Source organism: Anaerobutyricum hallii (assembly GCF_900209925.1).
In the GTDB taxonomy this organism is placed as follows: domain Bacteria; phylum Bacillota; class Clostridia; order Lachnospirales; family Lachnospiraceae; genus Anaerobutyricum; species Anaerobutyricum soehngenii.
In genome coordinates this window covers 3,162,196-3,184,979 of sequence record NZ_LT907978.1, presented here as the reverse complement: position 1 = coordinate 3,184,979, position 22,784 = coordinate 3,162,196, and the positions used below count along the sequence as shown (strand labels likewise).

Here is a 22,784-nt window from a genome sequence, read left to right as displayed (position 1 = left end):
ATGGTGTTTACACAGTGAGAAAAGCAGTTGGATTCGTAGAAATTAAAAGCATTCCTGTTGGTATCCAGACAGCAGATGAAATGGTTAAAGCAGGTAATGTAGAATTATTACTGTCTACACCAATTTGTCCTGGTAAATATGTAATTATTGTTGGCGGACATGTAGGTCCTGTAAAAGCTGCTATGAGCAAAGCTGAACTCGTAAGCGGAATTTACTTAATCGACACACATATCCTTGACAATATTCGTGAAGAAGTTCTCCCAGCTATTGCTGGAGTAACTCCAACTCAGCAGATCCAGGCAGTTGGCGCAATTGAGACAATTTCCGCTTTAACAGCAATTATTGCAGCCGATACAGCAGTAAAGGCTTCCAAAGTCAGCATCGTTGACTTAAGAATTGCCAGAGGTTTAGGCGGTAAAGGATACTTAGTAATCACAGGAGAAGTATCCTCTGTAAGATCAGCAGTTAATGCATGTCTTGCAAAATTAGGAATCAGTGGAGAAGTAACATCTACTTCAATTATTCCACGTCCACATCCACAGATTGTTGAAAGTTTATTGAAGTAATAAGCCCTCACATCATGGATAGTTAATTATAGTAGTTATAATCAACTTAAGTATATAAGAAAGGTTGTCCGCATAAATCGGGCTTTCGCCTCAGCCATACAGGGCCAGGAGGGAAAGATTCCCGTAGGCGGGCAGCCTTTTTCGGCTATAAAAAGGAATTAGTGTCAAGAAAAAAAGTCCTAATTTCAATATAGACAAAATAAAAAAGAGGATTATAAAGTAAGTATCATAAAGGTATCTTGTGAATTAATTTAAATATCTATAGAATTAGTTCTGAATAAATACAGAGTTGGTCGCAGCAAGAATGCCGGGCATTCTTGAAATTTAATATAGACAAAACAAAAATAATGTGAAAAAATATAAACAGATATATAACAAAAATATAAAAGGACAGGAGTAAAAGCAAAATGGGAAAAACATATATTCCAATCACAGAAGCTAACAAAAAGAACATCTTAAATTTCATCGGAATGTGCCGCATGAATGGTTTAGAAGGAATGGCAGAGCCATCATTTTCATTTAAAGATAACAGAGAAGAAATCGGAACAGTAATCTTTGATGTATTCTATAGCTGCAGAGGAATCACAGAACCATCCTGGAATATGACAGTTAAAGTAGACAGCGATGTACGTTTCCATGACAGCGCAGCATCGAAAGCAGGAGAAACATACTGCTATTTAGATTCTTACAGAATCGAAAAAGACAGTCTTGAATTCAAGACAAAAACATCAAAATTTAACGTATTTTCTTTCTAAGATTATTATTTAATTCATTAGGAGGGAACAGACGAAAATAAAAATAATAGACCATTGCAAATATAATGTGAGAGCAAGTAAAAATGCCGAACAGGCATTTTCTACGCAGTGATATCTTTATATTTGCAATGGTCTATTCTTTTTATTTTCTGTGTGTTGGTATCACATGGAATGAATGAAATAGTCTTTGGTGAGAGAAGGGGGAGAGGTCAGGAGACTATTCTTGCTCGGAAGATATCTCTATCAGGGATTTTTATTGAGAAAATGGCATCAGAATAAGCCACAACCTTCTGTCCTCTTCCCCATCTCTTTCCCAAATACTATTGCATTCATTCCTTCCGGAGCCAAAACACAGAAAAAGAAACAATGCCATATCTCAGATGCGGCTTCGGAGCGTGTTTAAGATGCGGATGAGCATCTTAAGCACAGCGACTACAGAGCAGATGGGATATGGTATTGTTTCTTTTTCGTCTATTTCTCTAGAATAATACATTTACAATATCTTCAATGACTTCTTTAACATCATTATAAGAATCCCATTTTTCAAACAGAATCTTATCGATCGTAACAGAAGCAAATTTCGCCTTTGTGCGGAGTGTATTATCTTTGATGCAGTCAAAGTCGGCTGTATCCATATCACCACATACGCGGCTGAAGTTTACGCAGGCGGCAAAGCCAAAGCATTCTCGTAAGATATCAAGTGCAAGGCTTTCTTTGTAGCCGTTTGTAATCTTATATTCAAGCTTCGCATCTTTTTCCCAGTATTCAAAGAAGAACTGAATATAGTAAGTATAGAGCATCTCGATAAGGGAGATGAGATAAGCGACATAGTTCTTTCGATGCGTTTCCGTATCAAATGGGCGGACAGCTGCGGAGCAGGCCTGAGAAATAATATTTGCAATGATGAATCCGAGATCGTATGAAAACGGTGCACCAAAGGTATATTCCATATCGATAACTTTCAAATGTGTATCATCTGCAAAGATATTGGAAGTATGGAAGTCGCCATGAATCAGTGTTTCTGACTTGCTCATAAAGAGATGGCGCAGTTTATATCTCTGGAATTCAAGATTTGGGTCAAAGCGAATTGACTTGCAATATTCTTCAAATTCCGGACCGCAGGCAGGGTCGTACTGATCTGCTCCGAAAATATTGAGGAAGATGCCGTTCTCCATAACAACACGCAGTTCTGCGTTCATAAAATGTGCGAGAAGCTTGCGGTATTCTTCTGTTGGAAGATAGAATTCTGAAGTATAAAAATGTGTGGCAGCAAGATACTGTGCGCCCTGCTTTGCCAGTTCCGGGAAAAGATGATTTTTATTCATTTGGAAACGAATGAGCTTTAGATTTGAAACATCTTCCATAATAAATACATTGTTTTCCGGGTCGCCAAGATACAGAGCGGGAACATACTGCGGAACAATCTTTGCCCTAAGTTCCATAATCTCGTACTCGAAACGGTTACGAGTCGGAGTGAGGGCACGCCCACGCCGTTTTAATTGTTCTGTGGACTGCTTTATAATGTAAGAATGTCCATCGGCATCACTGACGCGAAAAACGTAGTTACAGTAACCGTCTCCTTCCACGTCTTCACCGAGGTCGCCTTCTCCAATCATAGAAACTTTAACCGGCTCTTTTAACTGCAGGGAAGGCACATGCTCTTTTATATAAGAAAGAATATTTTCCTTTGTAAGAATAATCATAATGTGCCTCCCTTTTATAATTTCAAATCTTTAATATTTCTACAGTAGATTTCTTCTATAGTAAGGATGTCCTGAATAAATTCATCAATAGAATTATAAGATTCCCATTTTACAAGCATTTCCCTGTTTAAAATGATAGAGAAACATTTAGCGTTGTGACGCTGTACATAATCGTCAATATCATCGTAATCCGGATATGGAATAAGATCGCAGATACGACCAAGCATTGCACTTGCAGCAAAGCCGATAAACTCGCGAAGAGCTGTCAGGCAGAAGTCTTCGGCAAGCCCCGGAATATTCTGGTACTCAGGCTTGCAATCTTCTTTGCAGTACTGTGTGAAATATTCACAATATTTCACATAGGTTTCACGAATCATAAACAGGCAGTATGCTTTAAATTCCTTACGAGCCTCTTCTGTCTCAAATGGACGGAAAGCAGCGGCAGCATACTGTGCGATAAAGTTCGCGGTAAAATATCCCATATCATAAGCAAAAGGTCCGAAGAAGGAATACTCCATGTCGATTACCTTTGCTTCAGTCTGGCTGGCAAAAATATTGGAGGTATGCAGGTCGCAGTGAATCAGGCATTCTCCCTTAGACATAAAAAGATGTCTCAGTTTTTGTCTTGCTAAGAGAACAGCAGGGTCTGCACAGATTCTCTTGGAAAATGTAATGAATTCAGGATCAAGAGGTCGTCCGACGGTATCCTCCGGTGTTACACTTGTAAGGAACATGCCGACTTCCATAATCTTTCGCATAGTTGTATTCATGAAATGAACACTCAGATCACGAAAACACTTTGTATCTAAATAATATTCAGATGTGTAAAACTGTGTTGCTGCCATATATCTTGCAATCTGGTCTGCAAGCTTTGGATAAGTAACACCCTTTAAAAGCTGGAAGCGGGAGATTCGAAGATAGGAAACATCTTCTGTAATAAATACACGATTCTCCTCATCACAGTCATATAACTTCGGAATCAGATCTGGTACGATCGCAGCACAGATCTTCATGGCATCGTATTCCAGCTTATAGCGGTTTAAATCCAAAGTGAAGCTACCCTTAGAACGAGCTTCCAAAGTAGACTGCTTTACAATTAAATGATGCTCTCCGTCAGAAACACGATAGACAAAGTTAATAAAACCATCTCCGTCTTCTTCTACACTACCTTCTCCAATTGCAGAAACTTTAATGTCTCCATCTGGATTAAAAAAATCGAGCCTTGACTTCACATAATCAACGACATTCTCCTTTGATAGTGTAATCAAGCCTACCACCCCCTGTTCTAATCAAAATAATCATCGGCATAACGGCTTTTATTCTCTTCCCTGTACTTATTCACCATATCGTGGAATCCCTGAGACAAAGCCTCCACACCTTCTCCGGTATAGGAACTCACCTCAAAAATAGTCGTACATCCGGCAAGCTCCAGATAGGAACGAGCCTGCTTTGGATTCGAATCATCCTTATCAATCTTCGTGATAACACCGACAACCGGTTTTTCAAACTTACTTGTAAGCCCACCGGAAAACCAGCAGTCCTCACTGCTAGAATCCTGTACCAGTCCGATAATATCCGCATCGTGGGAAGTGATGGTCAAAGAACCCCAGTATCCCCTCTGCTGCATATATTCACCCGGCGTATCAATAAAATTGCCAATATACTCCACTGCCTGCGTCTTATCATACTTAATCTCTTCATCAATAAGACGCTGAATCAGCGTAGTCTTGCCCGCTGCCGACGGACCAATCAACATAATTTTCATAAAAAAATAATCTCCAAACTAAAGTGTATCTAAATCAAGTCTTTGTAATAGAAACGGTATCAAAACCGAGCTTATTATAGAAGGTGGTAATAACACTGTTTAGTGCAGATTCCACATTAGAAGTAGAACCTACAATAATAACAGAACCAGAAAAACGGTCTACAAAACCTAACTTAATAGAAGCCGCCTTCGTACAAATATCTGCCGCAATAATTGTTGCCTCAGAAGGAGTGATTGTCAAAATACCGATCGCATCATGATAATCATCCGGCAGACCAAGCTTCTTATAAACAGAAGCCTTTGGACGGGTTACCATATGAGCAAGCGTAATCTGCTTACCCGGAACATACTCCTGAATAATACGGGACTTATCATCTGAATTAACCCCGTTATTGATCATATCCTTCGTCATGGATTCCTCCTTTCGTTATCCATCAATCTGTTTTTATCGTTCATATCAGTAAACCGTTCTACAGCTAAAAAGTAGCCACAGAGAACAAGATTTGTCATATCAATGCAAATAAATGTAAAAAGCAGACCAATGCACACACTAATCCATCATGATTTATGCTATATGTGTATATTATATAAAAATGTGTCCGTAAAGTAAATGCAACTCCGTCATAAATTACAAGTATTCTTTTGTGATTTTACAAGAAGAGAGGAAGGGGAATAACAATTTAATTCATTAACAAACAAACGAACCGTGAAAAAGTCCAATATAGAAAATATAAAAGTCGTCGCGGACGCAGAAAATGCTCAGTCGCATTTTTGTTGCTCCCATATTATATTTTCTATATTGGACTTTTTCACGGTTCTGTTTTTTGGCTGTAGAAGATATTACTTAAATTGTTATTCCATTGGGAAAAACAGGGGGATTCGGTCGGAAGATTTTTGCTTTCTCTCATATTTTCTATATTGTTTTTTATTTTCGTCTGTTTTCTCCTAATGAATCAAATAGTTATTATCCGGAGTGTTTTTTAAACACATTCTAGTATTCATAATGTCCCCGACAGGATAAAATTTTAATATTTTGAAGTTCGTCAATTTCATAAACTAAGCGATTTGCTTCATCAATTCTTCTTGAATATCCAGGACGATATTTTAATTTTTCTGGCTTTCCAGTTCCCTTCATGGCTCCATTTGCTCGTATATCTTTTAAAAGAGAGTTAATTCTTTTCATTGTTTTCTTGTCCTGAATCTGCCAATAAAGATAATCCTCAAATGCTTCCTTTGTAAAAGTGAAATCATTCATCTGCCATGCGCTCCAGTTCTTCCATAGACTTTATGACAACTTCCCCTTGTTTTAATTGTGCGAAACTCCTATCTAGTTTTGCTAAATATTCTGCATTACGCTTTGCTCTTTGAAGTTCATTATATTCCTGTTCCGAAATAACAACTACATTTTTATTTTCTTTCCTTGATACGACAATGGTTTCACCGTTAAATGCTAAATCAAAATATTTTTTTATATTTGCCCTAAGATCCATTTGCTTTGTTGCTATCATATATATCTCCTTTCTGTACCAAAAAAAGTACGGTTTTTAGTACCTTTATTTTATTATATTATGCTCGAAGAATCAATGGATTATTAAAAAATTCATAAAATCCAGAGGAATTCTTAAATTACATAACAGCCAAGTCATTGAAATAGCCAATCTGTTCTGTCCTCCCCCCTCAGCCTGTCCGAAAACCTTATTTTTAGGCATAAATTTAGCCCCTTTCCTTCATCTGTGACATTGAAAACTGAATAAAATACACAGGATGAAGAAAGAGGCTTATGCCTGTTCCATCAATTCCATCATTTTTTGAAATCCAAGGAGATTCTTCGCCCGTTCCAGGTTATAACCCAGACAAAAGAGCGCAAACTCTCCAGCCACTTTCCGTATTCCCCTTAAAAGAAAATAAGTGGCTCCCATTGCTCGTTTTATTGTTCCAAACGGATGCTCCGACAGGCACATCCTCCGGCTCATCTTTTCTTTATCCGGTTTCAGGAAAAACTTCACAACCTTTCTTTTTTCATAATGCCATTTTTCACCCGTTTTCGTTTCCTCCGGCTTCTTTCCTTCGGCTTCCAGCCAGCCCTTACATGGTTTTACCAGCTGATCTTTGGTAAAGTCGATCTCTTTCCATTCGCCTTTTCCCTTGTAACACTTATTGCGGTTCGGGCAATGTTTACACGCATTTTTATTGGCATAGCGGATATTCCCGTTTTTCTTTATGCTCTTCTGTCTCAGGATTTCCCCAGCCGGACAGTATACTAGGTTTCTCTCAGGATCTCTGACAAAATAACCTTCTTTTGCTTTTTCCTGCATTTCCTCAGGACTTCCATAAACACTGCTGTTTTCCCGTTTTTCATCCACCACTTTACGACGGACTGTTTCTACCTTCATATCCTGTATCACTTCTGCATAAACTTCCGGTATCTTACCTGCATGCAGTGCTTTCTTCAGTTCTTCTGGCTCTGTGCTGGCAGTATCCGTTTCTGCCTCTTCATAAGGGATTTCTATGTCATAACCGTCTTTTCCATCATCTGTTATGACATGTGGGATAATACCGTTCTCCAGACACTCCACCATATCTTCCACAGCTTCATAACCTTTATCTGCTACTACTTCTATGATCTTTTCCGGTTCAGAGCTCTTTATCCCCTGCATCGTACTTTCCAGCAATCCATGGTCGGTTACCTGATTGGTCATCTGAAAATCTCGGATCAGATGTGTTTCAGAATCTACCGCCGTCTGTGGGTTATATGCTACTGTAAACCCATTTTTATTTTCATGAGTTTTGCATCCGCATCTGTGATCGAAAGCTGGGATACCCCGGTTTCTTCCATCAGCTTCTGATAACCTTCGTATCTGGCAAGTCTCTCCTGTGCTTCTTTTAACTTGGCTTCAAGACTTTCTCTTGTCAGTTCTCCTGAAATCACGTCTGTTTCTTCCTGCTTGTCCATTTCATTCAGGATCCTTAGATACTCATCTGTATGGCCATTCAGCCATTTGATCCTGTCATCCAGTTTGTTTTTGGTGAAGTTGTTATCTTTTGCGTTATCCGCCTGGATCTTTGTTCCATCCACGGAAGAAAATCCCCATTCCACTGCACCGGAGATCCGGCGGTTGAATTCATAAAAAATCTCTTTCAGGCTCTCTATGTTGTTTTTCCTGAAATCTGCAATGGTGCGAAAATCCGGTTCTACACCTCCGATCATCCATTTTACTTCAAGATTTACTTTACAGCTTTCAGCCAGTTTCCGTGAAGAACGGATACCTTTCCTGCTTCCGTAAATATATATCTTATAAAGGCTCTTAGGATCGTAAGATGGACGGCCTTCTGCTGCCACAGGTTTTACACCGTATTTCCCTATATCAAGATGGTTCACAAACGCATCAATTATCCTTGCAATACTTTCTTTATCTACAAATGCGTCCCATGAACAGCACATCAGCTGGTCACGGTCAAAACCTGAAACATATGGCATCTCAATTCACCTCAGAACAATTTTTCTCTGGTTTCATTATACTATATCTGAAACATAGATGCACGATTTCTGTGTACTTTATTCAGTTTTCAATGTGCAATTTTAATTTATATTGAACGCTCACAAGAGCATATCAATCTTTTTCTCATCAGATTAGATTATCCGAGTTTTCGGACAGTCTCCCCTTCCCTCTCAAAAACTATTACATTCATTCCTTCTGGAGCCAAAACACAGAAAAAAGAAATACTACCATATCCCAGATGCGGCTTCGGAGTGTGTTTAGGATGCGGATGAGATCATCTTCTGAGCAAGCAGTAGTCTTCTGATTTCGCCCCCTTCTCTTTCCAAAGACTATTGCATCCATTCCTTCTGGAGCCAAAACACAGAAAAAAGAAATACTACCATATCCCGGATGCGGCTTCGGAGCGTGTTTAAGATGCGGACGAGCATCTTAAATACAGCGACTACAGAGCAGATGGGATATGGTAGTATTTCTTTTTTCGTTTGTTTTCTCTAATGAATCAAATAGTTATTTCCCGCATATATTATACAATGAAGAAATTAGCGTTATATCTCCTTTTCATTTTCGGTGCCCTCTTTATCCCCGTTATTAGCACCCTTCTCATCTCCGGGAATATGGGCGTTGCGGACAGGAAGATGGGAATTACTGTTGAGATGAAAAATGGAGAAAAGATGGACGGAGAACAATTTGTCATCGGCATGGCTGCTTCCGAGTTATCCTACATAAAAGAGGAGGAAGCATTGAAAGCGTGGATGATTGTTTGCAGAACAAATTTTGTGAAGGTAGCTTCCGGTGAAAATAGCAGCAAAAATGCATCAGCTACACAGAATGAAGGTAAGGTAGCAGATGTAGCAAACATAGGAATAATAAAAAATATAAAGCAAAAAAATCTGAATCTTGATTATGTTTCCATGAAAGAATTAGAGGAAAATAATGGGAGAAAAGCGTATTTAGAAATAAAGAAAAAACTCGAGGATGCTTCCGATGCAACTTTTGGACAGGTGCTTACTTACGAGAATAAATATGCGGATGCACTTTATCATGAAGTCAGTATCGGGAAAACGGTTTCCTCGGAAGAAATCTATTCCGTAGCTGTACCGTATTTAATCAGCGTGGATAGTAGTCAGGATGTGGAATCGTCCGATTACATGGATGTGAAGATTCTTCCTTATGATGAAGTACTACAGAAGCTTATCAAAGCGGATAAGAATGGCAGGCTGGAAAAAATCGATAAAAAACAGAATATAAAAATATTAAAAAGCAGCTTGAAAATCACAAAACATACGGACAATGGATTTGTGCAGGAAATTATGGCACAAGACAATAAATGGACAGGAGAAGAATGGAAGAAAATCTTTGACCTAAACTCCACCAATTTTTACTTGGAAAATTATAATGGAAAACTCCGCATGGTTACTGTCGGAAAAGGACACGATATGGGAATGAGCCTTTACGGGGCAAATGCATTGGCAAAGAAGCAGCTTTCTGCGGCAACGATATTATCCTATTATTATCCCGGAACGAAAATTTTAGATTAATTTTTGGTGTATAAATTTCATTTTTCTGGTAAAGACTATAGCCAGAGGTGATGATATGAAAAGACCAAATAACTCATTCCAAAAAAAATATATTTCAAGTTTGGTGATTGCAGCTTTTTTAATTTTATCAGTGCTTACTGCTTACAATATTAAGATCGGGAATGCCGATGGGAGAAAGTCTGATAACAAAACAAAAACAGAGAATACAGAAAAAAGTAATGATGTGATAGGCCCGGTGTCTGGAAGTGATACGGATTCAGCAGCAGGTTCCGCATCAGATTCTACAGAGAATAATGATATGGATGCAGAATGGGGCGAAGAAACGAATGATAAGACGGAGACAAATGACAGAGCAGTTACAGAGAAAGAAGATTCTGATGAACAAAAAGATGAACAAACGACAGATCGTGAACGAAGTGGAAGTGGAATAGAAAGCAGTGATGCTGTGTACAACTATAATGGAAGAAAAAAGTTGACATGGCCGGTGATGGGAAATATTATCCTTCCTTATAGTATGGATGCGACGGTGTATTACACAACACTTGACCAGTATGCCTGCAATGACGGAATTATTGTCGGGGCGAAAGTAGGAGAGGAAGTTGTTTCTCCGGGAAATGGACGGATTGTTAATATAGAAGATACAGATCGTTATGGGAAAATGGTGACGATCTTACTTGGGAATTACTATAAGGCATATTGTGGACAACTTGAGAATGTTGACTATGAGATTGGGGATGACATTCAGGAAGGCGATGTGATCGGAACAGTGGCAGAGCCTACCAGATCATTTGTTTTAGAGGGACCAAATGTATTTTTTAAGATGACATATAAAGGAAAAGCGGTGAATCCGGTGAAGTATTTGCGTTCCTAGAGGAACGTCCGAATTTATTTTGCATATAGTAGTTGCATACAGGAATAAAAATACAGCCGGAATCTGCCAACATGTGTATCATTCTTATTTATTTTCTATATTTTACAGGTGACAGCCAGTCATTTGCCATATCGTCTGATTTACCGATCGTTCCGGCTGATGAAAATAGGGGAGTCCATTGATGTGGGCTTCCCAAAAAGAAAATACAGATAAGAGAAAATATGTTATACTAAAGTATAAGTATGTTGGAAAGAAACCATTGGAAGATAGCAATTAGAAGGTAATAATTTAGAAGGTAACAGATGGAAGAGAGCAGAATAGAAAGAGCAGATGATAGAATACCCAATACATCTCAGGTGAATTATACATACATTGTAAAATGTAGCGATGAGACTCTTTATACAGGCTGGACGAATAATCTTGAGAAGAGGTTGAGGGCACATAACAGTGGAAAAGGTGCTAAGTATACGAAGAACCGCCGCCCGGTGGAGCTGGTATATTTTGAGGAGTATGATACGAAACAGGAAGCGATGAAAAGGGAGTATGCGATTAAGCAGCTTCCCAGAGAAAAAAAGCTCGCTCTTATTCGATGTTGTCAGAGTATTTTTTAAATATACTCTGATAATAAAGGATAAGAGAGGGCTTTTTTTTATCTTTGTTGATTTAAGGATATAAAGTGTGTTATAAGTTATCTATAGAATATTAAGTAAGGCAGATACAGAATTGCTGGTTATGCCGGATAATTCAAGAATGCCCAGGCAGTATAAGCCTTACATTAGATAGGCATACATAAAGATGAAATGGCAGATACTTCCGCCCATAACAAAGAGGTGGAAGATTTCGTGGCTGCCGAAGTCTTTTGGAAGCTTATCAAAAATCGGAAGTTTTAATCCGTAGATAATACCGCCGACAGTGTAGATGATGCCTCCGGCAAGGAGCCATGCAAATGCACTGGCTGGCAGGCTGGCAAGGAGTGGCTTGAAGACAAGTACACATGTCCAGCCCATTCCGATATAGATGATGGAACTCACCCAGTGTGGGCAGTTAATAAAGAAGATCTTTATAATAATGCCGATGATCGCAGTAGACCATACGAGAATGAGCAGTGGAATTCCCTGCTTTTTATCAAGTGCCAGTAAGCAGACAGGTGTATAGGAACCGGCAATCAGTACGAAGATCATAGAGTGATCAATTCTTCTAAAGAAGAGATTTACCTTCTTGGAAATATCCAAAGAATGATAAAGGGTGCTTGCTCCATAGAGAAGGATCATGCTACTGATAAATACGCTCATGGCAAAAACGACAATAGAATTATTCGTGTGTACCGCCTTGCCGATTAGTGGGAAGGCACAGATAACTGCACCGATCATAGCGATTAAATGAGTAATGGCACTGCCGGGATCTTTAAACTTTTTGCTTGTTTTGTTCATAATGATAACCTCCTGTCGTAAAATGAATATAAGATTCATATAAATATTATATGATGTAGTTTTAAAAACCATGTATCGTTATCATGAATATTAGCACAGAAAGTTTGGGAATTCAAGAGCGGTTTTTCAGAAAAAATATAAATAAGAGAAATAAAGAGAATAACTTAGTTTTTAACAGAAAAAAGGAGAAAAAGACGTATATGCGAATTGGAATGGCCCAGATGGATATAAGCTGGGAGAATATTGAAGATAATAAAAAGAAAGTAGAAGAGTTTTTTCAGAAGGCAGTGGAGAATCAGGTGGATTGTATCGTATTTCCGGAAATGACACTGACCGGGTTTTCAATGAATGTGGAAGAAACAGGAGAAAAAGCAGAGAAACAGGTTCATTTTTTTGAGGAGATGAGTAGAAAGTACAAGATGCTGACTGTTTTTGGATATACAGAACCAGTACCAGAGGAGCGCTTGAAAGAGCATCCGGATTGGAATCATTATTATAACCGTCTTGGGATTGCAGAGAACGGGGAGTTGAAGTTAAATTATGCAAAGATCCACCCATTTTCTTACGGATTTGAAGGGGATTATTATCAGGGAGGCAGAAAGTTAAAGTCAGTAGAATGGAAAGATACAACGCTGGGGGCATTTATATGCTACGATTTACGTTTTCCGGAGATTTTTCAGATCAGTTCAGAAAAAAGTGAGATTATATTTGTGATAGCGAACTGGCCAAGGTCAAGGATTGATCAGTGGGATACACTTCTTAAAGCAAGAGCGATTGAAAATCAGGTATATATGGTTGGGGTGAACCGGACAGGAGACGGAGATGGTCTGCATTATAACGGACATTCTGCGATATATTCGCCGGAGGGAGATGTGATAACAACAATTCGAGAAGAGGAATGTCTTCTTATTGGAGATATCGATCCGGGAGTCATCAAAGAAATGCGTAAAACATTTCCTATGAAGAATGACAGAAGAGAAGAACTTTACATTAAAATGTGGAAAAACTCAATGCTTTAGAAAAAAATGTGGAAAAGTGCTGTATTTTAACGGGAAAAAGGAAGAAATTTTCTATTTGACGGCTATTTTTACCTGTGCTATGATATTTAAGAAGAAAATGTAGATAACAGTTAAAGACAAGAGTGCCGTTAACTTAGCTCTATTTCCTGTTGGATGATAGAGCTTTTTTTTTGCGATAGAGAATAGCTATTGCATCCTTAATTATAGAAAGAGAGACATTACATGGAGACAGTAAAATTTACAGAACTTGATATAAGACCGGAGATTTTAAAAGCGGTTGCCAATATGGGATTTGAGGCGATGTCCCCAATTCAGGCAAAGGCGATTCCGGTAGAGCTTTCCGGAAGAGACGTGATCGGACAGGCGCAGACAGGAACAGGTAAGACGGCAGCGTTTGGTATTCCTATTTTACAGAAGATCGATCCGAAGCTTAAAAAACCACAGGCAATCGTTCTTTGTCCGACAAGAGAGCTTGCAATTCAGGTTGCGGATGAGATTCGTAAACTTGCAAAATATATGGCATCTGTAAAGATTCTTCCAATTTACGGAGGACAGGAGATTTCCAAACAGATTCGTTCGTTAAAGTCAGGTGTACAGATCATCATCGGAACACCGGGACGTATGATGGATCACATGAGAAGAAAAACAGTGAAGTTTGACAATATCCATACGGTTGTTTTAGATGAGGCAGATGAGATGCTTGATATGGGATTTCGTGAAGATATCGAGACAATCTTAAACGGAGTGCCTGAGGAAAGACAGACGATGCTTTTCTCTGCGACAATGCCAAAGCCGATCATGGAGCTTGCCAAAGCTTACCAGACAGAGCCGGAGACAATTAAAGTGATCAGAAAGGAACTGACAGTTCCGAATATCACACAGTATTATTATGAAGTACGTCCTAAGAATAAGAGCGAGGTATTATCAAGACTTCTTGATATTTATGATCCAAAGCTGTCTGTTGTATTCTGTAATACAAAGAAGGGCGTAGATGAATTAGTAGCTGACCTTAAAGGAAGAGGTTACTTTGCAGAGGGACTTCATGGAGATATGAAGCAGACGATGCGTGATCGTGTTATGCACCGTTTCAGAAGCGGTAAGACAGATATTCTTGTAGCGACAGATGTAGCTGCCAGAGGTATTGACGTGGATGATGTAGATGCGGTATTTAACTACGACCTTCCACAGGATGAGGAATATTATGTACATCGTATCGGAAGAACCGGTCGTGCGGGAAGAACCGGTATGGCATTCAGCTTCGTTGTAGGAAGAGAAGTTTATAAGTTAAAAGATATCCGCCGTTACTGCAAGGCAAAGATCAAGGCACAGCCAATTCCATCAATCAATGATGTAACAGAAACAAGAGTAGAGAAGATTTTTGATCGTATCGACAACTATATCGAAGATCAGAACTTAAATAAATACATTTCCATGGTAGAAGATTTCGTAAATGAAAAAGACTATACAGCAATGGATGTAGCAGCAGCTTTCCTTGCAGAGATTCTTGGAACTGCAGATGGAAGGGATGCCGGCAATAAAGAAGACTTCGGTGATACTGGTGCAGAAGAAGGAATGGTTCGTCTCTTTATCAATATCGGAAAGAAACAGGGAATCCGTCCAGGAAATATTTTAGGTGCGATTGCAGGAGAATCCGGAATTTCAGGTAATCTTGTAGGAACGATTGATATGTATGACAAGTATACTTTCGTAGAAGTACCTAGAGAAGTTGCTTCTGATGTATTAGAAGCAATGAAAAATGTAAAGATTAAAGGTAAATCCGTTAACGTAGAACCAGCAAACAGAAAGTAAGAAAGTAAGCAAGAAAGAAAAGCTTTATTTGCAAGGTGTAAAGTAATTACGAATAGATTATAAGTAGACAGAAAACAAACAGCAGAGGGGTAGTTTATTATGGAGATGGTTCAAAATCTAATACGGAATCTTTCCGTAGCAGAAAAACTGCAATTTCACAGCTATCATACAAAACCGGTATTGAATTTTCAGGCGTTATTTACAGATGGAAGCAGCAACTATATGAATCCACTCGAACCAAAGACAGGGGATGAAGTAACGGTTCGCTTCCGAACTGCAAGAGAGAATGCAGAACATGTATATTTATGGGTCAATGGTGAGAAAAAGGAAATGCGCATCGCATCCAAAACAGAGAGGTTTGACTTTTACGAGAGCAGCTTCCTTATGGGAACAGAAATAGCGGATTACTATTTTGAGATTCATTCCGGAGGTATCTGCTGCTATTTCAATAAGAAGGGTCCGGCAAGAGACTTAGAGCCGTTCTTTAATTATAAAGTAACACCAGGCTTTTCGACACCGGACTGGGCAAAAGGAGCAGTTTTCTATCAGATCTATGTAGATCGATTTGCAAATGGCGACACGTCAAATGATGTCTTAAACAGAGAATATATTTATATAAAGGAGCCATCGAAGAAAATCGATGACTGGTATTGTTATCCGGAACAGATGGACGTGCGGAACTTCTATGGCGGAGATCTGCAGGGCGTGCTTGATCATCTTGACTATTTAAAAGAACTGGGCGTGGATGTCATTTATCTCAACCCGATTTTCGTCTCTCCTTCTAATCATAAATATGATATTCAAGATTATGATTACATTGATCCACACTATGGAAAGATTGTCGTAGATGAGGGAAATACATTACCTGAATGGGAAAATAATAACATGAATGCGAGCAAATATATTTCTCGTGTTACAGATAAGCGCAATCTTGAGGCAAGCAACGAATTCTTTGTACATTTTGTAGAAGAAGTGCATAAAAAAGGAATGCGCGTTATCCTCGATGGTGTATTTAATCATTGCGGTTCCTTCAACAAATGGATGGATGCAGAGCGGATCTACGAGAATCAGTATGGCTATGAAAAAGGTGCATTTGTTGATGCCAACAGTCCATATCGCCATTTCTTTAAATTTTATAACCAGAATGCATGGCCGTATAACGATGATTATGACGGCTGGTGGGGACACAAAACTTTGCCAAAATTAAATTATGAAGAATCAAGACAGCTTTATGATTACATTTTGCATATCGGAAGAAAATGGGTTTCCCCTCCATATAATGCAGATGGATGGCGCCTTGATGTGGCAGCCGATTTAGGGCAGAGTGAAGAATTCAATCATCAGTTCTGGAGAGACTTCCGAACAGCAGTAAAAGAAGCCAATCCGGAAGCCATCATTCTGGCAGAACATTATGATGATGCAGGCTCCTGGCTGATGGGAGATCAGTGGGACACTATCATGAATTACAGTGCATTCATGGAGCCGGTTACCTGGTTCTTAACCGGAATGGAAAAGCACAGCGATGAGAGAAGAGGAGATCTTCTTGGCAACACACAGGCATTTGTTGATGCAATGGTATATCATATGTCAAGATTTCAGTATCCGTCACTTATGGTATCCATGAATGAGCTGTCCAATCATGACCATTCCCGTTTCCTGACAAGAACGAATCAGACAGTAGGACGTACCGCAAGCCTTGGACCAGAAGCTGCCAACCAAAACATTAATAAAGGAATCATGCGGGCGGCAGTAATGATACAGATGACCTGGCCAGGCGCACCAACCCTCTATTACGGAGATGAAGCCGGACTATGCGGCTGGACTGACCCGGATAACAGGAGAACCTATCCATGGGGCAGAGAAGATCAGGAACTCATCCAGTATCACAGAGATATCATTGCAATTCATAAAGCAGAAACTGCACTGATGCGAGGCTCACTCAAATACCTCCATGGCGGCTTCAAGGTAATCTGCTATGGGCGTTTTACCGATACCGAAAAAATGATCGTATTGATTAATGCTGGCTTTGATGAAGCAAGAGTTAAAATTTCTGTATGGGAAGTCGGCGTTACAGATAACGAGGATATGGTGGAAGTTATCATGAGTAATGAGGAAGGCTATACGATGGAGAAGAAGGTGCATCCGGTAACATCAGGAGTGCTGGATATCACCCTTCCAAGAGTATCCTCCATCCTATTAAAAAGCATAAAAAAATCCTAATTTGCCGGGGAGACAGACGCCGCTTTAATAGAAGATATTGAGCTAAATTGTAGTTAGCCTTCTAAAGAAAAAAGAATGGTTATAAGTTTGGTTTTGTTCCGTTGCGCTAAGCACTCCATTCTGCCCAGAAAAACAGGAACTTGGGAAAAACGAGTCCCAAGTTCCTATGGTCAGAATTCCATAGCGCAAAGTCATAAAATGCAATACTTATAACCATTCTTTTTTCTTTACCATAGTTTCCTTACAATTCAGCATAAAATTTTGTTTCAGCGGCTGGCTGTTCTTAATAAGGAATTAGTATTTTAGTCTGAGGGAAAAAGAGGGGATTGTCCAGAAGTCTATGGTTTCACTAGAATAAAAATCTCCAGAGGAGAATATTTTTCCACTGGATTTGTAGTCGATCTTCTAAATCAAAAGGAATTGTAAGGACATTATTATAGGGAAAGAAATCGGATTAATTGGAAGATTTTGACCTCCACTGCTATTTTCTTATGCGGAATAGTTCTTTGATTAAAAATCATAGCCTTCTGGACAATACCTTTATTCCTATCCAAGATTTAAATACTAATTTTCATCTGGAACCAAAGTAGAGAAAACCAGAAATTTAAGATAGAAGAAAATGTGATGTCGGAGCCAGTAAAAATGCCGAACAGGCATTTTCTACGCCGCGACTATCTTCACATTTTCTGCTATCTTAAATTTCTGGTTTTCGTTTCTTTAGTCCCTCAAATTAGTTATTTAATCCCCCATTCTCACCAACTGTAGATTTGGATAGTCAGAAAAAAGAAAAAACTAATACATCCCAGATGCGGCTTCGGAGCGTGTTTAAGATGCGAACGAGCATCTTAAATACAGCGACTACAGAGCAGATGGGATGTATTAGTTTTTTCTTTTTTCGTCTACACGAAATCTACAAATTACTATTTCCATGTCATTTGTAATTGCTTTTTTTGTGCTACGCAATCAGCAAGATATAAATTAATTAGAGTCTGATAGGGAATCCCTGATTGCTTCGATTGTTCCTTAAAATAATCTATGGTATCTACATCAATGTTAATAGTAATCTGTTGTTTTAACTGCTTAGCATATGGATTCTTCCTGGCTTTTGTAAAATCATATTCATCTTTCATAATACATTCCTCCATTAAAATAGATTCTTATTATAAGATATAGTTTCTCTTACAGTAGCTTTTCTTGCAGATATAATGCGTATAATTGTATCGGATTTTCTATAGCAATGACAGACAACCAGAAGATTAGCCTTTTTACTAAGACCTAAAATTATGAAACGCTCCTCCTCTAATGAATGTTCTGGGTCGTCCTATTGAAATTTGATATCATTCATAATTATATTATAATTATAAAGTAAGAAAATGTCAATACTATTAAATCTTTACTTTGTCACTCGTTGATTATCCAGTCCTTTAAGTAGCCATAACCTTCCGGCAATTTCTTAAGTTACTTCAATATTAAATTTTAATTTCGTTTCTGTAGCCATAGACAGCTGCTAAAGAAAGACAATATCTTAGAACGAGGATTGAATGTGAGCCATTAAGCGAACACTCAACCCACAAGTGATAGAGTCACAGATATAGGATATTGTCTTTCTTTGGGCGCGTCTGTTTTGGTAGGTGAATCAAAATTTAATAAAAAATCTCTTGATTTTTGAAACAAGATAGTATATAATACGATATTGTCAGGCGCAGTAATGCGACTTGAATGGGTGGATTCCCGAGTGGCCAAAGGGGACAGACTGTAAATCTGCTGCAAATTGCTTCGGTGGTTCGAATCCACCTCCGCCCATTCGTCTGAGTAATATCAGGCATAAGAAGTACCGGATTGTCCGGTTTTTTCTTTGCCGGCGTGGCGGAACTGGCAGACGCACAGGACTTAAAATCCTGCGGGACTTATACTCCCGTATCGGTTCGATTCCGATCGCCGGCATTATAAGAAAGCAGATAAGGCATAAACTTTTTTAAAGTTTATGCCTTTTTTACTTTATGGGAATTCTTGAATAGGAGGAAATGGTTTTATGGGGATTGAATTACAATTTTTGAATTTGATACAGGAAATACGAACTACGTTTCTGGATGTTTTCATGAGTAATGTTACAAAGCTTGGGAATGTAGGTTTTATATGGATTCTTTTGACAATAATCTTGTTAGTTATTCCAAAAACGAGAAAAAGCGGAGTGATTCTGGCGGCAGCATTAATTGTGGATCTGATATTATGTAATGTAATCTTGAAGCCGCTTGTCGCAAGAATACGACCATTTGATGTGAATACAGCGATTCAGTTGATTATTGCAAAGCCACAGGATTATTCTTTTCCATCAGGGCATACTGCAGCGTCTGTTGCATCGGTAGTGGCGCTTTATTTAGCGGGGGAGAAGAGACTGTGGAAGATTGCGCTTATCTTAACCTGTTTTATTGCATTTTCCAGAATGTATTTATATGTTCATTATCCAACAGATGTTTTAGGTGGAGCTGTCGTGGGAGTAATTTCGGGTTATATAGGGTATAAGGTTACATTAAGAATGTCGAGACATTCTGGGATAAATTGATGTACTTTCAATGTATTTTCAGTTATTTTTTTCAGATAATTTTTAATGACAGTGTCTGAAGTTTAGTAATGTATTTTTTTTAGGGACTAAAAGTTTGTGCAAAACTGACAAAAAAGTTTCATATATTTTTTCTGGAGGTAAGGATGGCACATTTTTTACAATATCGGCTGGGTCCTGCTGACGATGGGAAAGAGGTTCTTTTTTTGATGCAAAAGGTACTGGGACTTACAACAAAAAAGGTCCGCTCTGTGAAGCATGAAGAGCGGGGAATTTTGCTGGATGAGGAAAGAGTGACAGTAAGAGCAAGGGGAAAAGAAGGGCAGCTCTTAAAAGTGATGTTGGAAGATTCGCAGGAAAAGCAGAATAAAATTGCACCGGTAAAGATGAATCTCCATATTTTGTATGAGGATGAAGATTTGCTTTTTGTGGATAAGCCGACTGGAATTGTGTCACATCCATCGAAAGGGCATACATGTGATAGCCTGATTAATGGGGTGCAGGCATATTTTGAGGAGAAGGGAAGCTTCAATAATAAGAGAAGTAATATACATTTGATTGGGCGTTTAGATAAAGAAACTTCGGGTATTTTAGGGATTGCAAAGAACAGCGTGACAGCAGAGAGGCTTATCAGACAAAGGAAGAATGGTGTTTTAGTAAAAGAGTATCTTGCGCTGGTAAAAGGAAATCTTCCTGAGAACGGAGTTCTTGAAATTCCAATGGAAGAGATGCGGGATTCTAAGGATGGAGATAAGTTAAAAATGAAAGCGGGACTGGGTGAAAATGCAAAAACAGCAAAGACATTTTTTCGGGTTGTGAAGCGTTTTGAAAAGTTCAGTCTTGTATCTCTTGTGATTGAAACCGGAAGAACACATCAGATTCGTTTTCATATGTCTTCGATTGGCTGTCCGCTTTTAGGGGATTCTTTTTACGGGGATGGTCCGGAAATGGGGATTTCCCGAACAGCATTGCATGCGCATAGACTGACATACATACATCCGTTTTGTCAAAAAGTAATGAGAATCGAGTCGGAAATGCCAAAAGATTTGACTTTTCTTTTAGGATAAAATATATTAGAATACATAATGGCATGTAAAAAAAATGTAATGGTTAAGTAAAAATTTGGGTAAGATTTAAGTAGAAACCTGAAGAAATCATTACAAAATTATGTAGAAAACAAAAGAGAGGATAATATCATGTTAGTTATGCTTACAGAACTGCTGAGTGGACTTGCCTTGTTTTTATTTGGTATGAAGTTCATGAGCGAGGGGCTGCAGAAGGCTGCGGGTGACAAGATGCGTGTCATTCTGGATCGCGTGACCAAGAATCGATTCGTTGCAGTTTTCTTTGGTGCGATATTTACTGCGATTATTCAGTCGTCCGGGGCAACTACGGTCATGGAAGTCAGCTTTGTTAATGCAGGACTTCTTACATTGGAACAGTCCGTTGGTATTACATTTGGTGCCAATATTGGTACGACAATTACTGCACAGCTTGTTTCTTTGAAACTGACTGCCATTGCACCATATATCATCTTTGTAGGTGCCTGCCTGATGATGTTTGGCAATAAGCCGATAACAAGAAAGATTTCAGAGGTAATCTTTGGATTTGGTGCATTATTCTTAGGAATTAACAGTATGACAGGTGCATTGAGCAGAATTCCGGAATATCCGGTGATCATGCATTGGTTCTCTTATCTGAAGAATCCATTTATCGCATTACTTGTCGGATTGATTTTTACAGTAGCAGTACAGAGTTCCTCTGTAACGGTCAGTGTATTAGTTTTATTAGCAGATTCCCATCTTGTAGGACTTGGAAGTTGTCTGTATTTTATTCTTGGTGCGAATATCGGTTCCTGTACACCAGCAGTTATGGCAGCAATGAATGCCAATAAGAATGCAAAGCGTACAGCGTTGGTACATTTCTTATTTAATGCATTAGGTATGATTATTATCGGAACAATTCTGTTCTTTGCAAGAAACCAGATTGTGGATGCGATTTCTGTTCTCGGTGGAGCAGATAATGCGAAACGTTTTGTTGCGAATGCAGATACAGCATTTAAAGTATTCCAGACAATCATTTTCCTTCCATTTGCATCACAGTTTGTAAAACTTACGAAGCTTCTTATTCCTGGAAATAAAGAAGGTGAGGAAGAGGATAACGGATTACATCTTGAATATATCAGAAAGGCATCAAGCAAGTTTGTGCCATCTACAGCCGTAGTAGAAATTATTCAGGAAATCGAGAGAATGGCTGGTCTTGCCAGAGAAAACCTTGTTGCTTCTATGGAGGCATTAGCAGATAAGAATCTTGATAAGGTAAAGGAAATTAATGCCAGAGAAAAGATTATTGATTACTTAAGCAGCGAGATTACGGACTACCTTGTAGAAGTAAACCGCTATGAGCTTCCACTTGCCGATTCCAGAAGAATTGGTGCATTGTTCCATGTTGTTATCGACCTTGAACGTATCGGTGACCATGCAATCAATATTCTTGAGAATGCAGAGAAGAGAAGCAAGCTTAACGAGAAGTTTACCGGAGCAGGTAAAGAAGAACTTACAACCATGTACAAAGAAGTGCTTGAGCTTTTTGATAAGAGTATGGAAATGTTCGTTACAAATAAAAAAGATAACATTGACCAGATTATTGATATGGAAAATGACGTAGATCAGATGCAGATTGATTATCAGAACCAGCAGGTAAAACGTCTTTCTAAAGGTATCTGCGGCGTTGAAATCGGCCTTATCTTTACGGATATGGTAATCGGTCTTGAGAGAATCGCCGACCATTCCACTAACATTGCCTATTCTATTTTCCATGAGAATCCGGAAGATGCAGAAGAGCAGCAAAAAGCAGCATTGGAATAAAATATATCAGATGTGAGATGACTTTCTCAAATTTACAAGAAAGTATAATCACAATATCAAAAAATGAAAGGTGCATCGGAATTTTTACACAAATTCCGATGCATTTTTGTGCTTTCTTTTATATGATGTAGTCAAAAAATTATATCAATGCGTTGTTGAAAAAAATGTGCGCAGGGCTTAC

The 22,784-nt window shown here is 38.7% G+C and carries 21 protein-coding genes, 2 tRNA genes and 1 pseudogene; 13 read left to right on the top strand and 11 right to left on the bottom strand.

From position 1 onward, the window contains the following. Positions 1-14 precede the first annotated feature (14 nt). Positions 15-566, top strand: a complete 552-nt coding sequence (locus EHLA_RS14435; RefSeq protein ID WP_021907074.1) for a BMC domain-containing protein — start codon at positions 15-17, stop codon at positions 564-566. A 407-nt stretch (positions 567-973) separates the two neighbouring features. Further along, positions 974-1,321 (top strand): hypothetical protein, encoded by a 348-nt coding sequence (locus EHLA_RS14430; protein WP_021907075.1) that lies wholly within the window; start codon positions 974-976, stop codon positions 1,319-1,321. Between the two features lie 479 nt (positions 1,322-1,800). On the opposite strand, the gene EHLA_RS14420 is transcribed toward EHLA_RS14430, so the two are convergent. From EHLA_RS14420 to EHLA_RS16705, 8 genes are all read right to left on the bottom strand, one after another. After that, a complete protein-coding gene (locus EHLA_RS14420) occupies positions 1,801-3,024 on the bottom strand; it encodes a phosphotransferase (RefSeq protein WP_096241296.1) in 1,224 nt (407 codons plus the stop codon). Positions 3,025-3,038: 14 nt separating this feature from the next. Further along, on the bottom strand, positions 3,039-4,292 hold the full coding sequence (locus EHLA_RS14415) for a phosphotransferase (protein WP_157908608.1): 1,254 nt from the start codon (positions 4,290-4,292) through the stop codon (positions 3,039-3,041). A 17-nt stretch (positions 4,293-4,309) separates the two neighbouring features. After that, complete coding sequence (locus EHLA_RS14410) at positions 4,310-4,789, bottom strand: EutP/PduV family microcompartment system protein (RefSeq protein ID WP_021907080.1); 480 nt, start codon at positions 4,787-4,789, stop codon at positions 4,310-4,312. A 34-nt stretch (positions 4,790-4,823) separates the two neighbouring features. Next, the gene (locus tag EHLA_RS14405) at positions 4,824-5,201 is read right to left on the bottom strand and encodes a BMC domain-containing protein (protein ID WP_005351801.1); all 378 of its coding nucleotides are present in this window, start codon (positions 5,199-5,201) and stop codon (positions 4,824-4,826) included. A gap of 579 nt (positions 5,202-5,780) precedes the next feature. Beyond that, the gene (locus tag EHLA_RS14400; RefSeq protein ID WP_096241294.1) at positions 5,781-6,044 is read right to left on the bottom strand and encodes a Txe/YoeB family addiction module toxin; all 264 of its coding nucleotides are present in this window, start codon (positions 6,042-6,044) and stop codon (positions 5,781-5,783) included. Beyond that, positions 6,037-6,297 (bottom strand): type II toxin-antitoxin system Phd/YefM family antitoxin, encoded by a 261-nt coding sequence (locus tag EHLA_RS14395; RefSeq protein ID WP_021907082.1) that lies wholly within the window; start codon positions 6,295-6,297, stop codon positions 6,037-6,039. The genes EHLA_RS14400 and EHLA_RS14395 overlap by 8 nt, the downstream gene beginning before the upstream one ends. 270 nt (positions 6,298-6,567) lie before the next feature. Further along, positions 6,568-7,503 carry a transposase gene (locus EHLA_RS16710; protein WP_242970779.1) on the bottom strand — a complete coding sequence of 312 codons (936 nt, stop codon included), beginning with the start codon at positions 7,501-7,503 and terminating at the stop codon, positions 6,568-6,570. Between the two features lie 41 nt (positions 7,504-7,544). Continuing rightward, entirely contained in the window at positions 7,545-8,267 is a 723-nt protein-coding gene (locus EHLA_RS16705) for a transposase (RefSeq protein WP_242970735.1), read from the bottom strand. A gap of 552 nt (positions 8,268-8,819) precedes the next feature. On the opposite strand from EHLA_RS16705, the gene EHLA_RS14385 reads away from it, so the two are divergent. The 3 genes from EHLA_RS14385 to EHLA_RS14375 all read left to right on the top strand — a co-directional run bounded on the left by EHLA_RS14385 (position 8,820) and on the right by EHLA_RS14375 (position 11,309). Next, entirely contained in the window at positions 8,820-9,827 is a 1,008-nt protein-coding gene (locus EHLA_RS14385; protein WP_157908607.1) for a SpoIID/LytB domain-containing protein, read from the top strand. 55 nt (positions 9,828-9,882) lie between these two features. Next, entirely contained in the window at positions 9,883-10,698 is an 816-nt protein-coding gene (locus tag EHLA_RS14380; RefSeq protein WP_096241292.1) for a M23 family metallopeptidase, read from the top strand. 302 nt (positions 10,699-11,000) lie between these two features. Next, entirely contained in the window at positions 11,001-11,309 is a 309-nt protein-coding gene (locus EHLA_RS14375) for a GIY-YIG nuclease family protein (RefSeq protein WP_154580982.1), read from the top strand. A 159-nt stretch (positions 11,310-11,468) separates the two neighbouring features. Here EHLA_RS14375 and trhA read toward each other — a convergent pair whose 3' ends face one another. Beyond that, the gene (gene trhA / locus EHLA_RS14370; protein WP_096241291.1) at positions 11,469-12,128 is read right to left on the bottom strand and encodes a PAQR family membrane homeostasis protein TrhA; all 660 of its coding nucleotides are present in this window, start codon (positions 12,126-12,128) and stop codon (positions 11,469-11,471) included. Between the two features lie 200 nt (positions 12,129-12,328). On the opposite strand from trhA, the gene EHLA_RS14365 reads away from it, so the two are divergent. The 3 genes from EHLA_RS14365 to EHLA_RS14355 all read left to right on the top strand — a co-directional run bounded on the left by EHLA_RS14365 (position 12,329) and on the right by EHLA_RS14355 (position 17,176). Continuing rightward, positions 12,329-13,147 carry a carbon-nitrogen family hydrolase gene (locus EHLA_RS14365; RefSeq protein ID WP_157908606.1) on the top strand — a complete coding sequence of 273 codons (819 nt, stop codon included), beginning with the start codon at positions 12,329-12,331 and terminating at the stop codon, positions 13,145-13,147. A gap of 222 nt (positions 13,148-13,369) precedes the next feature. Continuing rightward, the gene (locus EHLA_RS14360; protein WP_096241289.1) at positions 13,370-14,956 is read left to right on the top strand and encodes a DEAD/DEAH box helicase; all 1,587 of its coding nucleotides are present in this window, start codon (positions 13,370-13,372) and stop codon (positions 14,954-14,956) included. Positions 14,957-15,055: 99 nt separating this feature from the next. Beyond that, a complete protein-coding gene (locus EHLA_RS14355) occupies positions 15,056-17,176 on the top strand; it encodes a glycoside hydrolase family 13 protein (RefSeq protein ID WP_096241288.1) in 2,121 nt (706 codons plus the stop codon). A 920-nt stretch (positions 17,177-18,096) separates the two neighbouring features. Here the strand turns inward: EHLA_RS14355 and EHLA_RS14350 are convergent. Then, a complete protein-coding gene (locus EHLA_RS14350; RefSeq protein ID WP_096241287.1) occupies positions 18,097-18,306 on the bottom strand; it encodes a BrnA antitoxin family protein in 210 nt (69 codons plus the stop codon). 14 nt (positions 18,307-18,320) lie between these two features. Next, positions 18,321-18,482 (bottom strand): annotated as a pseudogene (locus EHLA_RS17075) (BrnT family toxin); the annotation flags it as partial. 415 nt (positions 18,483-18,897) lie between these two features. On the opposite strand from EHLA_RS17075, the gene EHLA_RS14340 reads away from it, so the two are divergent. The 5 genes from EHLA_RS14340 to EHLA_RS14320 all read left to right on the top strand — a co-directional run bounded on the left by EHLA_RS14340 (position 18,898) and on the right by EHLA_RS14320 (position 22,603). Continuing rightward, a tRNA-Tyr gene (locus EHLA_RS14340) sits at positions 18,898-18,979 on the top strand. A 54-nt stretch (positions 18,980-19,033) separates the two neighbouring features. After that, a tRNA-Leu gene (locus tag EHLA_RS14335) sits at positions 19,034-19,120 on the top strand. Between the two features lie 88 nt (positions 19,121-19,208). Next, complete coding sequence (locus tag EHLA_RS14330; protein ID WP_096241286.1) at positions 19,209-19,739, top strand: phosphatase PAP2 family protein; 531 nt, start codon at positions 19,209-19,211, stop codon at positions 19,737-19,739. A gap of 143 nt (positions 19,740-19,882) precedes the next feature. Then, the gene (locus tag EHLA_RS14325; protein ID WP_096241285.1) at positions 19,883-20,803 is read left to right on the top strand and encodes an RluA family pseudouridine synthase; all 921 of its coding nucleotides are present in this window, start codon (positions 19,883-19,885) and stop codon (positions 20,801-20,803) included. A gap of 129 nt (positions 20,804-20,932) precedes the next feature. Next, positions 20,933-22,603 (top strand): Na/Pi cotransporter family protein, encoded by a 1,671-nt coding sequence (locus EHLA_RS14320; protein ID WP_096241284.1) that lies wholly within the window; start codon positions 20,933-20,935, stop codon positions 22,601-22,603. The last annotated feature ends 181 nt before the right edge of the window (positions 22,604-22,784 follow it).